General features: G+C 41.0%; 15 protein-coding genes. 2 read left to right on the forward strand and 13 right to left on the reverse strand.

The features are described from left to right. Nucleotides 1-6: 6 nt before the first annotated feature. Nucleotides 7-1332 (reverse strand): 23S rRNA (uracil(1939)-C(5))-methyltransferase RlmD, encoded by a 1326-nt coding sequence (gene rlmD, locus MTN97_RS07240; protein WP_036981637.1) that lies wholly within the window; start codon nt 1330-1332, stop codon nt 7-9. A 112-nt stretch (nt 1333-1444) separates the two neighbouring features. Here rlmD and barA point away from each other — a divergent pair, with 112 nt between their 5' ends. Next, the gene (gene barA, locus MTN97_RS07245) at nt 1445-4219 is read left to right on the forward strand and encodes a two-component sensor histidine kinase BarA (RefSeq protein WP_248474046.1); all 2775 of its coding nucleotides are present in this window, start codon (nt 1445-1447) and stop codon (nt 4217-4219) included. Nucleotides 4220-4248: 29 nt separating this feature from the next. Here the strand turns inward: barA and pdxJ are convergent, their stop codons facing one another. From pdxJ to rpoE, 10 genes are all read right to left on the reverse strand, one after another. Then, complete coding sequence (pdxJ, locus tag MTN97_RS07250) at nt 4249-4980, reverse strand: pyridoxine 5'-phosphate synthase (protein ID WP_010387803.1); 732 nt, start codon at nt 4978-4980, stop codon at nt 4249-4251. 21 nt (nt 4981-5001) lie between these two features. Then, nucleotides 5002-5694, reverse strand: coding sequence for a DNA repair protein RecO (gene recO / locus MTN97_RS07255; RefSeq protein ID WP_248474047.1), 693 nt, complete (start codon nt 5692-5694; stop codon nt 5002-5004). Nucleotides 5695-5716: 22 nt separating this feature from the next. Beyond that, nucleotides 5717-6649, reverse strand: a complete 933-nt coding sequence (gene era, locus MTN97_RS07260) for a GTPase Era (protein ID WP_013465632.1) — start codon at nt 6647-6649, stop codon at nt 5717-5719. Next, nucleotides 6639-7316, reverse strand: coding sequence for a ribonuclease III (gene rnc, locus MTN97_RS07265; protein ID WP_008466504.1), 678 nt, complete (start codon nt 7314-7316; stop codon nt 6639-6641). Before rnc ends, era begins: the two co-directional genes overlap by 11 nt. Nucleotides 7317-7318: 2 nt before the next feature. Then, complete coding sequence (lepB, locus tag MTN97_RS07270) at nt 7319-8254, reverse strand: signal peptidase I (RefSeq protein ID WP_013465633.1); 936 nt, start codon at nt 8252-8254, stop codon at nt 7319-7321. Between the two features lie 16 nt (nt 8255-8270). Beyond that, the gene (gene lepA, locus MTN97_RS07275; RefSeq protein WP_036981632.1) at nt 8271-10058 is read right to left on the reverse strand and encodes a translation elongation factor 4; all 1788 of its coding nucleotides are present in this window, start codon (nt 10056-10058) and stop codon (nt 8271-8273) included. A 122-nt stretch (nt 10059-10180) separates the two neighbouring features. Continuing rightward, on the reverse strand, nt 10181-10630 hold the full coding sequence (locus MTN97_RS07280; RefSeq protein ID WP_013465635.1) for a SoxR reducing system RseC family protein: 450 nt from the start codon (nt 10628-10630) through the stop codon (nt 10181-10183). A gap of 11 nt (nt 10631-10641) precedes the next feature. Beyond that, nucleotides 10642-11595, reverse strand: a complete 954-nt coding sequence (locus MTN97_RS07285) for a MucB/RseB C-terminal domain-containing protein (protein WP_069440021.1) — start codon at nt 11593-11595, stop codon at nt 10642-10644. A 4-nt stretch (nt 11596-11599) separates the two neighbouring features. Beyond that, nucleotides 11600-12214, reverse strand: coding sequence for a sigma-E factor negative regulatory protein (locus MTN97_RS07290; RefSeq protein ID WP_248474048.1), 615 nt, complete (start codon nt 12212-12214; stop codon nt 11600-11602). Nucleotide 12215: 1 nt separating this feature from the next. Beyond that, complete coding sequence (rpoE, locus tag MTN97_RS07295) at nt 12216-12797, reverse strand: RNA polymerase sigma factor RpoE (protein ID WP_036983401.1); 582 nt, start codon at nt 12795-12797, stop codon at nt 12216-12218. Nucleotides 12798-13042: 245 nt separating this feature from the next. Here rpoE and nadB point away from each other — a divergent pair, with 245 nt between their 5' ends. Beyond that, nucleotides 13043-14653 carry an L-aspartate oxidase gene (nadB, locus tag MTN97_RS07300; RefSeq protein ID WP_069440023.1) on the forward strand — a complete coding sequence of 537 codons (1611 nt, stop codon included), beginning with the start codon at nt 13043-13045 and terminating at the stop codon, nt 14651-14653. On the opposite strand, the gene MTN97_RS07305 is transcribed toward nadB, so the two are convergent. Both MTN97_RS07305 and MTN97_RS07310 read right to left on the reverse strand, forming a co-directional pair. Then, entirely contained in the window at nt 14628-14984 is a 357-nt protein-coding gene (locus MTN97_RS07305; RefSeq protein WP_036981623.1) for a hypothetical protein, read from the reverse strand. The genes nadB and MTN97_RS07305 overlap by 26 nt on opposite strands. Before the next feature lie 55 nt (nt 14985-15039). After that, nucleotides 15040-15291: a succinate dehydrogenase assembly factor 2 gene (locus MTN97_RS07310; RefSeq protein ID WP_013465640.1), complete on the reverse strand. Its 252-nt coding sequence runs from the start codon at nt 15289-15291 to the stop codon at nt 15040-15042. Nucleotides 15292-15365 lie beyond the last annotated feature (74 nt).

A 15365-nucleotide genomic window follows, 5' to 3' on the forward strand; every position in this document is an offset into this window, starting at 1 on the left:
TGCGCTTTACCTCCGTTGAAATAACGCCATAGTTTCGATATGCCCCGTATGAGGGAACATATTCATTAGCCCTATTTTATTAAGTTCAAAGCCGGCTTGCGAAATAATAGCGCTGTCACGGGCTAAAGTAACAGGGTCGCAAGAGACATATAAAATCGCTCTAAACTGCGTTAATGGAAGCTGCTCTAAAACTGCCATAGCACCAGTGCGAGAGGGGTCGAGTACTAAAATATCTAACTCTTTATTAAACCACGGCGCTTTTTTAATACTCGTGGTTAAATCAAAACAATGAAATTGGGTATTTGTAATAGAGTTAGTGTGCGCATTTTGCGTCGCTAATGCAACCGCCGAAGTAACGCCTTCAATTCCTGTTACTGTTTTAGCCTGCTTTGCTAACACTAAAGAGAAGTTACCAATACCACAAAATAAATCCAGTACATTTTCATCACCTTGTAATGCTAACCAGCTCGCCGCTTGAATTAACATTGCCTGATTTACACTCGCATTGACCTGAATAAAGTTATTTAGTCCAAATTCAAATTTTATATCTAACTGATCAAGCTTATAAAATGGCATCGCTAAGTGGGCATGATCAATGGTATCGCTATCACTTTGCCACACTAATTGCCAATGATGCGCCGAGACACTTTGCTCAACAAACGCTTTATCTGTGGGCGAAATAGCTTTTGTATGACGAATAACAATAAAGTGTTGTTCATCTGCAGCGCATAACTGCAAATGACTTATACTGTGCAGCGCCTTATTATGATTAATTATGTTATCAAATACGCTAAATACCTCTGCAAATACGTCACTTAATACTGGGCAATGATTAATGCTAACAATACTTTTAGAGCCACGTGCTCTATAGCCTACCCGCATTTTTTTTGCTGCTTTGTCGAACATTACGGCAATGCGGGCACTACGTCGGTAATGCGTTGCTTGGCTTAGCAGCGGAGCCTGCCAGTTCAAATCAGTTAATTTTGCAAACTTGGCAAATAATTGATTTACCGCCGCTTGCTTTTCAACGACTTGTTGTGTGGCATCTAAATGCTGTAACTGACAACCACCGCATTGGCTGTAATGTTCACAAATGGGTGTGGTGCGATATTCACTGGCTTTGAGTATTTTAAGCGTGTCAGCTTGGCTGTAACGTGCTTTATCATCAACTAACTTGGCTTTTACTCGCTCATCAGGTAATGCCCCACTGACAAAACACACTTTATTATTGTACTTAGCAATACCACGTCCGTGGTGATCCATTGCCGTTATATCAAGTTCAAGTGATTGCTGTTGAAGTGGTTTTTTCTTTGCTTTAAATATTTGTGCCATTAGGCATTACCTTAAAAGGTTGATGAATCACGTCTCTACCTAGATACTTTGAGAATAACTATGAGTATGTATATACTCACATTCAATAAAAAATGATAATAATGCTCAGATTATGACCAAACTAGGCTTGCGCGATTCTGTTTTAACACTCACCCTGATCCCCACAGTGATCATCGGGCTATTACTAGGTGGTTATTTTACAATAAATCGTTACATTGAGCTTGATGAAATTTTATATCAACAAGGCACAACGATTGCTGAACCTCTGGCTATTGCACTTGAACAGCCTTTACTGGAAAAAAATAAAAAACTGCTTAATCGCATAATTCGCTATACACACAACAAACACTCCCCTTCGATTAAATCGATTGCCATCTTTAATGATAACAACCAACTTATTATAACCAGTAATTATCATCGCTCATTCGACACTTTAATTGAGCAAACGCAATTAAATGGCTTTAAAGCCACCTATGTTCAGCAAAGTGAAGACTTAGTAACCTTTTTCACCCCTATCATTAACCATACAACCCCCAATAGCGACTGGAATACTTCTGAGTTCCAAACCTCGTTGGGCACCGTTGTGATTCAGCTTAACCGCGACAAAGCTGTTATTGGCCAACAACGTGCATTATTGGTCAGCGGTATTATTATTATTCTCGCCTTAGTATTAGCCGCTATTTTAGCGCTAAGACTTAGTCGGATGTTTATGACCCCACTTAATAAGTTAGTACTTGCTACCGACAGATTAATTGAAGGTAAAAGACAAACCGGATTAACTGAACCCATGAATGGCGAGTTTGAGTTATTACGTGAGGGGCTCAATACCATCTCGCATTCTATGGTGATGCAAAAAGATGAAATGCAAAAAAATATTGATCAGGCAACCAGCGATTACCGCGAAACGCTTGAACAATACGAAACACAAAATATCCAGCTCACCATGGCTAAAAAAGAAGCACAGGATGCTAACCGTGTTAAATCTGACTTTTTAGCTAAAATGAGTCATGAGTTACGCACCCCACTTAACGGGGTTATTGGATTTACCCGTCAGCTTTATAAAACGCCTCTGAATAAAAACCAAAAAGATTACCTTGATACCATAGAGCTTTCGGCTAACAGCTTAATGACTATTATTAGTGACATATTAGATTTCTCCAAGTTAGAAGCAGGAGCCATGGAGCTTGAGTCTATTCAGTTTCAACTGCGCGATAGCGTAAACGAAGTAATGACATTACTAGCACCTAGCGCACACGACAAACAACTTGAGCTTTCTATTTATATTAACCCTCAGGTGCCTGACCACTTAACCGGCGACCCCACACGGTTTAAACAAGTGCTGATTAACTTGTTAAGTAACGCAATTAAATTTACTGAAAAAGGCGCTATTAAAGTCGATATTAGCCATCGTTTATTAGATGAGGAGCAAACTTCCATTTTAGTGTCGGTTGCTGACACCGGGGTGGGTATTCCAGCAGATAAACAAGACGCGCTATTCACCGCCTTTGGTCAAGCCGACTCCAGTATTACCCGCAAATTTGGTGGTACCGGCTTAGGGCTTATTATTACTAAACATATCGTTGAAGCAATGAGCGGCCGTATTACTTTAAATTCAGCCCCTGGTAGCGGAACTTGTTTTACCTTTAATGGTGTATTTAGATTACCAAATCATGTATTTATCAACGATTTGCCTACCCAGTCATTAATTGGTAAACGTGTTCTTTATTTAGAGTCGCATAAGCATACTCATCACGCCGTTGCCTCATTATTACAAGAGTGGAAAGTCAGTGTCACTTCTTGCTATAACGAAACCGAATTTTTAGAGTGCATAAAAAATTCAGAGATCAATTTTGATATTTGTCTTATTGGTCACATGGCATCAGTTGACGATATGCAGCGTTTAAAAAGCTATGTAAAAGCGGTTAGGGAATCAACCGATTATTTATATTTAATGCTTAATACTGTATCACACAACATGCGCGAAGCCTTCATCGGCAGCGGCGCTGACGCCTGTTTGAGTAAACCTCTTAATCACCGAAAGCTATGTGAGTTATTAGCTGCGCCTTATCGACTCGACCATCCGGCACATAATATAGAACAGCATGAACAAACCCTGCTGCCGCTAAAAGTGTTAGTGGTGGATGATAATGACGCTAATTTAAAATTAATTTACACCCTGCTCAACGAGCAAGTTGAATTAATTGATACCGCACATAATGGGTCACAAGCGTATAGTTTAAGCAAAAGCCATAAATATGATGTGATTTTTATGGATATTCAAATGCCTATAATGGATGGTATTACAGCCTGTAAACTCATTAAAGAGTCATCTTTGAATGAAGATACGCCTATTATTGCCGTGACGGCGCATGCACTTAATAGTGAAAAAGAACAGTTATTAAAAGATGGTTTTGAAGGTTATTTAACTAAGCCCATCGATGAAGATATGCTAAACCAGATTATTTGCGATCATAGCCCGCAATTACCAGTGAGTCGTGATAAGTCAAAAAGCACATTTGAACATAGCCCTGCTCCTTTTGATAGTACTCGCCTTGACTGGACGCTGGCATTGCAACGTGCAGGCGGTAAAGCAGAATTAGCCAATGAAATGCTTAATATGTTACTGCTAAGCGTGCCCGAAACCCTGAACTTACTAAATCAAGCAATAAGCAGCGAAGATTGCCCTCAAGTACTTAGCGTTATCCATAAATTTCATGGCGCATGCTGCTATACAGGTGTACCAAAATTAAAAACATTGGCTGAAACGATCGAAACATCACTTAAAAATGAATGTACGCTTGAGAATATTGAGCCCGAGTTATTTGAGTTGCAAGACGAGCTTGAAAACTTACTTGTTGATGCCAACATTGATATCACTAATAAATAAGCTCGTCTTTAATATTGTTAATTATAACTCTACGCGCGAGCTTCAAGCATTAAGCGTTTCATGTCACGAACCGCTTTATCTAAACCGTCAATGGCTGCGCGGGCAATAATAGCGTGGCCAATGTTTAGCTCATAAATCTCTGGCATCGCTGCAATTGGTTTTACATTGTGATAATGCAGACCATGGCCAGCATTAACAATCAAACCAATACTGGCTGCATATTTCACGCCTTGGCGAATGTGCTCAAGCTCTTTGGCGGTGTCTTCATCGTTGGTGGCATCAGCATACGCCCCAGTATGAATTTCAACATAAGGCGCACCACAGGCTTTTGCTGCGTCCAACTGCGCTTTATCGGCATCTATAAACAGTGACACTTTAATACCGGCTTGCGTTAAAGTTTTAGTCGCTGCGGCTATTTTATCAATATTACCCGCTACATCTAAGCCGCCTTCGGTAGTAAGCTCTTCACGTTTTTCAGGTACTAAACATACATATTCAGGCTTAACCTCAAGTGCAATAGCAATCATTTCATCGGTTACTGCGGTTTCAAGGTTCATACGTGTTTGAATGGTTTTAGCCATTACATACACATCGCGGTCTTGAATGTGTCTGCGGTCTTCGCGTAAATGAATAGTAATGCCATCAGCACCGGCATGCTCTGCAACACTGGCTGCATGAGCAGGATCAGGATAAGAAGTGCCTCGTGCTTGGCGAAGCGTTGCAATATGATCTACGTTCACGCCTAGAAGAATATCTTTCATTTTTGTACCTGTGAAATTTGTTTATTGAGAGGCCGTAAATAATTCACGACTTTTTAATGGCTTGTTGCCCAACAATGGTTTTAATAAATAACGACTTAATTGCTTTGCCATATATAACACATCCGCTTGGCTAAAGTTATGATTTGCTATGGCATTGAGTTGTGAACCAGTAAACCCAGAACGCGAGTCGTGTTGCACCGCAAAGCCCACTTCTGCGAAGTAGCTATACGTTTGCGTGTCATCAATTGGCTCACCATCCGCATCAAAACTAAAATCAACCCCATAACCTAGTAGCTCTAGCAATTGAAACTCATAAGAGCGAAGCACTGCTTGCATGTCAGTCCCGCTATTAAGGTTTTCTAAGTGAGTTTTATAAAGTTGAAAAACCTGATCAATGGGTTCATTAATCGGCACAATTCGGTTGGTTAATTCATTTAAATAAAAGCCACAGTAAAGCTTATCACCGGTTAAAAATAACGGATTACCATGAAGCTCAAATTTATTGATGTACTTTAAATCGTATTTGCCATTGTAATGGACGAGTAAGGCTTGAAATGGTTGGAGTTGGGCTTTGTATTTAGTGGCCTGGCGGCCACTAACTCGTGCGAGCATTCTAAGCTGGCCAACGCCTTCTACTAGCATATCGAGCATTACTTGCGAGTCGCTATATGGACGCCGATGTAATAAATAAGCTTTATAGAAATCGCTGTCCATAAATTATGCTGCGTATAAAATGTTAATCTTCACCGTAACCTAAGCTTCTTAAGGCACGCTCATCGTCAGCCCAGCCCGATTTAACTTTAACCCACAGTTCTAAAAACACTTTATTTTCAAGCATTTCCTCTAAGTCTTTACGCGCTTCACGGCCGATTACTTTTAGCTTTTCGCCTTTGTTACCAATTACCATGCGCTTTTGCGTTTCACGCTCAACTAGTATCAGGCCATTAATATGCCAAATACCGTTTTCTTGCCATTTAAACTGCTCTATTTCCACAGTCACTGAATACGGTAACTCTTCACCCATAAAGCGCATTAGCTTTTCACGGATAACTTCAGCCGCCATAAAGCGCATTGAGCGGTCAGTTACGTAGTCATCAGGAAAGTAAAATTCGCACGGTGGTAAGCGCTTAGTCACTTCTTCTTTGATCAGGTTAATGTTTTTACCCTGAGTCGCAGATACGGGCATAATACCGACAAAATCAAACTTATCGCCTAAAAACTTCATATGTGGAAGTACAAGGTCGCGATCTTTCACTTGGTCAATTTTGTTAATAACTAACAATACCGGCTTGCCACTTTGGCTTACTTTGTTAAGTACCATGTCGTCATCGGCATTCCAATGAGTGCCTTCAACCACAAAAATGATCAGCTCAACATCACCAATTGAGCTAGACGCTGCACGGTTCATTAAACGGTTAATAGCACGCTTTTCTTCAACGTGCAGGCCTGGGGTATCGACGTACACCGCTTGGTGCTTACCCTCAGTATGAATACCCATAATACGATGGCGCGTGGTTTGTGGCTTACGTGAGGTAATACTGACTTTTTGCTCAATAATTTCATTAAGCAGTGTTGATTTACCCACGTTAGGACGGCCAACAATCGCAACCATGCCACAAAATGTGTCTATCTCGCCTTCATGAGGCTGTATTAAGGTATCAAGATTCATTTTTAAGTATCTTCAATGCTTTTTCGGCCGCTTTTTGTTCGGCTTTACGCCGTGAGCTGCCAACAGAAATAATGCTATCCATTCCATCAACAATACATTCAACCGTGAATGTTTGATTGTGTGCCTGACCTTTAGTATCAACTACGGTGTAGCCTGGTAATGATAGCTTACGAGCTTGCAAATACTCTTGCAGCAGGGTCTTAGGATCTTTTTGGTTAAGCCCTGGTGAAATAGCATCTAAACGTGATTCATACCACGCTAAAATAAGCTCGCCGCAGCGATCAATGTCTGAATCTAAAAATACAGCGCCAATAATGGCTTCAACTGCATCCGCTAGGGTCGACTCACGTCTAAAACCACCACTTTTTAGCTCGCCAGGACCTAAGCGTAGGTAATCACCAAGCTCAAATTCAAGGCCAAATTCAGCTAACGTCTGGCCGCGAACTAAAGTCGAACGCATTCGGCTTAAATCACCTTCGCGTGCTTTAGGAAATTTAGCGTACAGTGCATTGGCAATGACAAAGCTCAAAATAGAGTCGCCCAAAAATTCGAGTCGCTCGTTATGTTGACCTTTGTGGCTGCGATGCGTCATTGCTTGCTCAAGTAACCCTTGATCAGCAAATGTATAGCCAATTCTTTTGTATAACTCTGTTACATTTTTTTTCATTGTTACTGAATATTACCTAGGCGTTCAAAACGAACACCAGTTGGAACCCATCCTGGTAAAATGTCATCTGGGCCATTATCAAATTCAAAACTCATCCATATAAAGACAGCTTTACCCACCAAGTTTTCTTTTGGTACAAAGCCCCAAAAGCGACTATCTTGGCTGTTATCGCGATTATCACCCATCATAAAGTAATGATCAGCTGGAACCACCCACTCATCCGCAGGTGTGCCCAATTGCTGGTAGTAACGCCCCTTACGTTCAGGCGATTTTGGGTTGATTAAAATGTCATGGTTAGTCGTGGTTAAATCTTCATTTAAACGCGCTAAATCCATTGGGCCTTGCTTAAATTCATTATCATTAATTAATTTAAAATCAATTTTATTGAATTCATTACAAAGAAGTGCGCCCTTTTGAACTTCACCTTCTTCGCATTTTGGTTGAATATATAAACGCTTATCACGATAAACAATTTTATCGCCAGGTAAACCTATAGCACGTTTAATATAGTCCACTCTCTCATCTAACGGGTATTTAAAAACAACAATATCGCCACGCTCTGGTTCGCTTACATCCACTAATTGGCTGCGCCATACTGGGTCTTTAATCCCATAAGAATACTTTTGCACTAAAATAAAATCACCCACTAATAAGGTGGGCATCATTGAACCCGATGGGATTTGAAACGGCTCAAAAATAAACGATCTAAAAATAGTGATAGCAGCAATCATCGGAAAAATCGACTTTGCTGTTTCAGTAATCATTGGCTCAGGCGCAATCAATGCTGCGGTTTCTTCATCAAGTTGACCACCGGCAGAGGTTTGAGCAATTGCTAAACGTTCCTGCCTTTTAGGTGCAAACATTAAGTGATCAATTAACCATATTAGACCTGAGCCTAAAGTTAATAACACCAATAAAACTGAAAAGTAGCCAGCCATTTATTATCCTTTATTTTTATTTACCAACTTTCAAAATGGCTAAGAACGCTTCTTGAGGCACTTCAACGTTACCAAGTTGCTTCATTCGCTTTTTACCATCTTTTTGTTTTTGAAGTAGTTTTTTCTTACGGCTCACGTCACCACCGTAACATTTAGCGATTACGTTTTTACGTAGTTGCTTAACAGTCGTTCGAGCGATTACGTGTTGTCCAATCGCTGCCTGAATCGCAATATCAAACATTTGACGTGGTATAAGGTCTTTTAACGCATCAGCAAGCTGACGACCGCGTGATTGCGCGCTGTCACGGTGAACAATAATAGCCAACGCATCTACACGCTCGCCATTGATAAGTATATCTACACGCACCATGTCTGAGGTTTGGAAATGCTTAAAGTTATAATCAAGCGAAGCAAAACCACGGCTTGTTGATTTTAGCTTATCAAAGAAGTCCATTACCACTTCAGCCATTGGCAGTTCATACGTTACTGCAACTTGCTTACCGTGATAACTCATTTTAGTTTGCATACCGCGCTTATCAACACATAAAGTGATTACGCTGCCTAAGTACTCTTGTGGAACTAAAATATTAGCTTCTACAACCGGCTCACGTATCTCTAAAATATCGTTTACTGGCGGAAGATCAGACGGGTTATCTATTTGTGTCGTGCCTTCTTTAGTCACTACCTCGTAAATAACCGTTGGCGCGGTGGTGATTAAATCAATGTCGTATTCACGCTCTAAACGCTCTTGGATAATTTCCATGTGTAGCATGCCCAAGAATCCACAACGGAAACCAAACCCTAACGCAGTTGAATTTTCTGGTTCAAAGAATAACGAGGCATCGTTTAAACTAAGTTTGTTTAGGGCATCGCGGAATGACTCGTAATCATCAGAGGCTATTGGGAACATACCCGCATACACTTGCGGCTTAATTTTTTGAAAACCAGGTAAGCGCAGTGGTGCCGCATTTTTTTGATGAGTAATGGTATCACCCACCGGTGCACCATGTATTTCTTTGATACCAGCAATAACAAAGCCTACTTCACCAGTGTGTAAAACACCGGTGTTAGTTTGTTTAGGCGTAAAAATCCCCACATGATCTGCGGTATGTACGTTCTCGTTTGACATGATTTTAATTTTGTCGCCCGCGCGAAGTTCACCATGTTTGATACGCACTAGCGATACAACGCCTTGGTACGGGTCAAACCAAGAATCGATAATTAGCGCCTGTAATGGCGCATCTTTATCACCAACTGGTGGCGGTACATCTTTAACGATCATTTCAAGTACTTCAGCAATACCTACACCTGTTTTGGCGCTACATTGCACGGCATCAAGGGCATCAATACCAATAATGTCTTCAATTTCTTCGGCTACACGTAATGGATCAGCTTGCGGTAAATCAATTTTATTAAGTACCGGTATAACTTCTAAGTCCATTTCAATCGCGGTGTAGCAGTTTGCTAATGTTTGCGCTTCTACGCCTTGACCAGCATCAACAACGAGCAGTGCCCCTTCACAAGCCGCTAACGAACGCGATACTTCATAGGTAAAGTCAACGTGCCCTGGGGTGTCGATAAAGTTAAGCTGGTAAGTTTCACCATCATTCGCTTTATAATTTAAGGTTACACTTTGTGCCTTGATGGTAATGCCACGTTCACGTTCAATATCCATTGAATCCAGAACTTGCTTCTGCATTTCACGGTCGGTTAAACCACCACAAACTTGGATCAAACGGTCAGAAAGGGTCGATTTACCATGGTCAATGTGGGCGATGATCGAAAAATTACGGATATGCTTCATAAACTGGATTCTAAACTTCTATTTTAAAGGACTAAGGTCATATGCCTAAATAACTTGAAAATACTTGCTGTGTATTTTCAAGTTACTGTGGCATAAAAACGCAATTTTACATTTAATTGGCGTCAATCACCATCTATTTGAGTTAAAGGGAGGCTAATTGGATGAATTTTTATCACTTTTATCTCATGTCTTAATGATTTCACCCATGTTTTAGCAATTAAAAAGCCGGTGATCCCACCCAATATCGCGGCTAAAATTTGCCAGCCTTCGGCTAACAATATCAATTCACTGGCTATTAAAGCGAATATTAAACTCAAAAACAAAGGCAGCATGTAAACTGCAAAGGCATGCTTTACAACATGGCTATCATCCAATGACAAAGTTACTTTTTGGCCTATTTCTAACTGTGTTTCAAATTTATAAGGTAATGTTTTTTTGGCGGTACCAAATAACTTACTAAACACTTGTGAGCCACAACGTCCATTACAGCCTTCACAGGCCTGTTTTTGTTGGGCTTCTAAATGCGCAACGTGGCCACTAAGGGCCACGACGGTTAACGTTTGTTCAATCATAGTTTAGTTACTTATAATGCCCGCGATACAGACTCAGCAATGGCTTTGGCACTCATGGTTGGAATGTTTCCCACCACAGAGACATCAAAATTTCCGCCGTTGTGTACATAAATCGTAGTTGCCCCTGAGGTGAGGGCACCGCTTAAACGCTTACCCGGTAGTGGTCGTTGTACAAACACCGATACTTCAACAAACCCATCAGAAAATAAATAATAGTCTGTTAATTCATTATTTAAGTCGAGCTTATGCCTGTCTGACTTAAGTAATTCAAACCCCTCAGGTAACCAGCCAATAGTCCAGTTCATGGCATTCGCTTTAGTTTGTTCGTCAATTGAATTGGCAGGTAATGGGGTTGGAAAGTTACGATTAAGCACTTCTAATAATAAGTTTGCCGGTTGCTCAGTCACACTAATATGAGTGAGCTGTAATTGCTCAAGCGCTTCACCTTGATGATTAACATACGCCGCCTTTAATAATAACGACGACTCAGTATCAATCCATATCCAATAGTTGTATTTATCTTCGTTTTTAGATTCAATTCGAACTAATTGCGCGGGACGCCCAGCAATACGGCCTTTACCACCAAGCACAAAATCATAATGCGCACTTAAGCGGTTAATATCTTTAAAAAGCACTTCAGGAATAGGGCCGGCAATTGAGTCGGTTGTTAACGAATACGGCTCTGATTGTGGCTCAAAATAGGTAACTTGGTTGTCAATGCGGATCATTTCAAGGCCAGCACCGTTGAGTAAACTCAAATGCTCAAGCTCAACGTCCCCCTGTTTAGCATGCACCCAACGGTAGGGCTCCATACTTTTGCCTTTAACAACAACAAAAGAGGCATCAAAATTACGTGTATGAACTGCACTGGCCATTTCAAGCAGTAAATCTTTAGCGGGGTTTGTGTCATTGGCAAAAGCATTAAAACTAAATACCAACGACATAACAAAAGTTATTACTTTCATCTAATTAGTTTTTTTCCTCTTGCGACGTTTCATCTGTTTTCGCAGTTTTCAACGAATGAGCCACACGTGCTTGACGCTGGTGTTCAAGTACAAGAGCGCCAATACGTTGCTGTTGAAGCTCTCGTAAGCCTTGCTCTGCGTTCTCTAGCGCCGGTGCTGATGAATAACTCACTGGCGATGCCATGCCGGTTAACGGCGTGGTTTGTAATAAAGGAATTTCGTTTTGCACAGCATCTTCACCTTGCGGCAAGGTGTTCACGCCAACAATAGTAAACATTGCCACGCTAGCTGCAATTGCTAACTGGGCAACCGGCTTGCGCCAATTAAACGCCACGACTTTGTTGTCGGCTTCAGTGCTTACCGGCTTTGCCACACTTTCAGACTGGCTAAAGCCTGCATAAACCGGCTCACTATCAAGTGCTAATGAAATGCGATCGCTAATATCAAAATCCATATTTTTGTTGTTTCCTTTAGCTCGCATTGCATCACCGATTAACGCGTAACGGCCAAATGTAGCTACATCAGCAGATGCAATCTCGGCATCATTTAATGCTTGCTCACCGTCAAGTAATGCTGATAACGATTCGTTATCTAAGCGGTTAACGTGTGCTTTTGTCATACTAAGACTCGCCTATTAATGGGTTTAATTTGTTATCAATTGCTTCACGGGCACGAAAAATACGCGAACGCACCGTCCCGACAGGGCAATCCATCACCACGGCTATTTCTTCATAGCTCATCCCCTCAATTTCTCTAAGGGTAATCGCGGTTTTAAGCTCTTCAGGCAAACTATCAATCGTATTAAAAATAACAGCGCGTACTTCTTCGCTTAATAGTAAATTTTCAGGTGATGCGTTTGAACGCATTGAATCAGCACCCTCATAAAACTCGGCATCGTCAGCATCTATATCATTTGCTGGCGGTTTACGCCCTTGAGCCACTAAGTAATTTTTAGCACAATTAACGGCGATACGGTAAAGCCAAGTATAAAAAGCACTGTCACCACGAAAATTAGGAAGGGCACGATACGCTTTAATAAACGCCTCTTGTGCTACATCAGCAATGTCACCCTTATTTGATACATAACGTGAGATCAAACCGGCAATCTTGTTCTGATACTTCTTAACTAATAGGTTGAAGGCGTTTTTATCTCCCTGCTGAACCCTTTTCACTAACGCTAAATCTAATTCCTGCTCGCTCATTCGAGCCGGTACTCCTCTGATTGATTCTTGCTTATTATTCATAGTGTCGCCATTGTTCACACCTACTCTGACCCTTAGATGAATAAAAAGTTCTGCTTCATATTGTTTTTTTATAAAATAGCTAAAAAATTACGTATTTATACGCTAAAACCACTTCGTGGTAGTGCTACAAATATGGTACAACTATAAGTATTAAAAATAAATATTGCTCTATCTGAGCATTGTAACCGCAAAGTACCTCACAGATGAACCAAAATAAACATCACATTACCGATGTCGCTATTATTGGTAGCGGCGCAGCAGGCTTATCACTTGCTTTATCTTTGGCTAATTACTGTAACGTTACCGTAATTAGTAAAGGTGAATTAACCGAAGGTTCTACTCTTTATGCCCAAGGCGGAATTGCCGCTGTTTTTGATAAAAAAAATGACAGTATAGAGTCTCACGTTGAAGATACCTTAGACGCCGGTGGCGGTTTATGCGACAGAGAGGCGGTTCATTACACTGCCAGCAATGCTCATGACTGCCTGCAATGGCTGATTGACCAAGGCGTGCCTTTTGATATGGAGTTTGATAGCAAAGGTAAAGAGCGCTTTCATTTAACTCGTGAAGGCGGGCATAGCCACCGACGCATTTTGCATGCAGCCGATGCCACAGGCAAAGCTGTGCAAACAACCTTGATTAGCCAAGTTCAAGCACACAGCAATATCACCTTGTTAGAGCATTACAACGCGATTGATTTAATTACCGATAAAAGTATTGGCAAAATGGGTTCACATGTTCATGGCATGTATGTGTGGAATAAAAAAGCCAAAAAAGTAGAAACAATTGGCGCAAAATTTGTTGCCCTAGCAACGGGTGGCGCAAGTAAAGTATACCTTTATACCTCTAACCCTGATGTTTCTAGCGGTGATGGTATTGCCATGGCATGGCGTGCAGGGTGTCGCGTTGCTAATATGGAATTTAATCAATTTCATCCAACCAGTCTTTATCACCCTGAATTGCAAAACTTTTTAATTACCGAAGCAATGCGTGGTGAGGGAGCCTATTTAAAACGCCCAGATGGCACGCGATTCATGAAAGAGTTTGATGAGCGAGAAGAACTCGCCCCGCGCGATATAGTCGCGCGCGCTATCGATTTTGAAATGAAGCGCCTTGGTGCAAATTGCTTATATTTAGATATTAGCCACAAAGACAAAGATTTTATTATTGAACACTTCCCAACGATTTACGCCAAATGTTTAAGCGTAGGGCTTGATATCACCAAGGAGGCAATCCCTGTCGTTCCCGCAGCACATTATACCTGTGGCGGCGTTATGACCGACTTTAATGGTAAAACCGACTTAGCTAATTTATACGCTGTGGGTGAAGTGGCTTACACTGGGCTGCACGGTGCTAACCGTATGGCAAGTAACTCATTATTAGAGTGCGTTGTATTTGCCCATGCTGCAGCAAAAGACATTTTGAGTAAAATAAAGACCGCTCCTGCACTGGTTGATTTACCTAGTTGGGATGAAAGCCGCGTATCTAACTCAGATGAAGAAATCGTGATCACCCATAACTGGCATGAGCTGCGATTATTTATGTGGGACTATGTTGGGATTGTGCGCTCAACCAAACGACTTGAACGCGCGCTTCATCGTGTTGAACTATTACAGCAAGAAATCCACGATTACTACGCGAACTTTAGAGTGAGTAATAACTTGCTTGAGTTACGTAACTTAGTTCAAGTAGCTGAGCTTATAATTAGAAGTGCTATGGAACGTAAAGAAAGTCGCGGACTGCACTTTACCATTGACTACCCAGAGCAAAACGAAAATCCAACGCCCACTATTTTGACTCCAAAGCGCAATTAATTGCCGCAAGTGTTGCGCGTTTTAAACGCGCGTAGCTTTGCTCATCAACACTATTGGCTGAGATAATCAGCCAATAGTTTTCACTAAGGCCATTAATATACAACCACACACTGCGACCAAGTAATCGGCTTTGCTTACCAATAACCCCTTGAATTAGCAGCTTTTCACTCTCAAAACGAAATTGATTTGGCTCTAATAATATAACGCCCTGCTCTGGCTGAGCAGCCACGATTTTTCGCCAAACGATAATGCCAGCAACGATATTAAGTGCAATGCAAAAAAGAGTTGCCAAAATAGAAGTGGTAAATAAGCATAATATTAAAGTTAGCACACAAAAAAAGACCACAATCTGTTTGTGGTCCGTCTTATTATTTGTAACGATAAACCTATACACGAACTCGGTCTAAAATTAGCTCAACCATACTGTTTAGCTCAACGTCTTTACATTTTTCATGGCCCATAAACCAAGCAAATAAATCTGGGTCTTCTTGTGTTAATAAGCGCTGAAAAGTCGCCTGCTGTTTAGCATCTAACGAATCATAAGCTTCTTCAACAAACGGCATAAACAAAACATCTAGTTCTAACATGCCACGGCGGCAAGCCCAACGGATACGTGCTTTACTATGTATTTCAACCATCTTAAACCTCATATTTAATTAATTCGAGTTTAACAAATGCACGTTAATTTAACAGCACTAAATTATAAAAAACA

Source organism: Pseudoalteromonas sp. 2CM36K, assembly GCF_023161865.1.
Classification (GTDB): domain Bacteria; phylum Pseudomonadota; class Gammaproteobacteria; order Enterobacterales; family Alteromonadaceae; genus Pseudoalteromonas; species Pseudoalteromonas tetraodonis.